General features: G+C 62.8%; 1 protein-coding gene. It reads left to right on the forward strand.

Annotated elements, in window-relative coordinates; translation table 11 throughout:
* Positions 1-857 (forward strand): peroxidase family protein (locus P792_RS33685; RefSeq protein ID WP_304412562.1); only part of this gene is annotated, 857 nt, incomplete at both ends.

An 857-nucleotide genomic window follows, 5' to 3' on the forward strand; every position in this document is an offset into this window, starting at 1 on the left:
GCAGGCGGCCATACTTTCGGTAAGGCGCATGGTGCGGCTTCGGCCATCAAATGCGTGGGCGTGGCCCCTGCCGCGGCACCTGTCGAGCAGCAGGGTCTGGGCTGGGCCAATCATTGCGTACAGGGCAAGCTGAAGGCGACCGATGCCATCACCAGCGGGCTCGAGGGCGCATGGTCGGCTGATCCGATCCATTTCACCTCGCAATATCTCGACAATCTGCTGGGTCATGAATGGGTCAAGACCAAGAGCCCGGCCGGGGCCACGCAATGGGTCCCCAAGGACGCAGAGAACATCGTTCCGGATGCGAGCGATCCCAACAAGCTGCATCCGCTCATGATGTTCACGACCGATATCGCGCTGCGTACCGATCCGTCCTATCGCGCCATCATCACGCGCTGGGCCGCTCATCCCGAGCAGTTTGCCGATGCATTTGCCCACGCGTGGTTCAAGTTGACCCATCGCGATATGGGGCCGAAATCGCGCTATTTCGGGCCAGAAGTCCCGGCGGCCGATTTCCTGTGGCAGGACCCGCTTCCGGCGGCACAAGGCGCAATGGTCAATGCGGCGGATATTCGCGAGCTGAAGAAGGCAATCGCGGCATCCGGGCTGACGGAGCGCGAGATGATCAAGACCGCCTGGGCCTCTGCCGCATCGTTCCGTGACTCCGATCATCGCGGCGGGGCCAATGGGGCCCGTATCCGTCTGGCGCCCGAGAATGACTGGGCCGTCAATGATCCGGCAGAGCTGAAATCCGTTCTGCCGAAGCTCGAGGCGGTGCAGCAGCATTTCAATGGCGGCGCGCATCATGGGCGCAAGGTGTCGCTGGCCGATGTGATCGTGCTGGCGGGTAATGTGGG

Source organism: Asaia sp. SF2.1 (assembly GCF_000505765.1).
Lineage (GTDB): Bacteria > Pseudomonadota > Alphaproteobacteria > Acetobacterales > Acetobacteraceae > Asaia > Asaia bogorensis.